The sequence below is a fragment of the Nocardia amamiensis genome (assembly GCF_015477605.1).
GTDB classification, from domain to species: domain Bacteria; phylum Actinomycetota; class Actinomycetes; order Mycobacteriales; family Mycobacteriaceae; genus Nocardia; species Nocardia amamiensis_A.
Genome location: NZ_JADLQX010000364.1, coordinates 1 through 255 on the forward strand (window position 1 = coordinate 1; position 255 = coordinate 255).

General features: G+C 72.2%; 1 pseudogene. It reads left to right on the top strand.

The features are described from left to right. Positions 1 to 255: pseudogene (locus IU459_RS40710) on the top strand (pyridine nucleotide-disulfide oxidoreductase); the annotation flags it as partial.

The following is a 255-nucleotide window of genomic DNA, read 5'->3' on the forward strand; positions in this document are numbered from 1 at the left end:
GCTCCTACGGCGCCGCGGACTTCGTGTCCTGGTACGACGGCCACCCCGACGTGCCGCGCAGCTGGCCGCTGGACGCGGAGAAGGTCGCCGTCCTCGGCGTCGGCAACGTCGCCCTGGACGTGGCCCGCGTGCTGGCCAAGACCGGCGACGAGCTGCTGCCCACGGAGATCCCGCCGAACGTCTACCAGGGGTTGAAGGCCAACAAGGCCGTCGAGGTGCACGTCTTCGGCCGCCGCGGTCCCGCCCAGGCCAAGT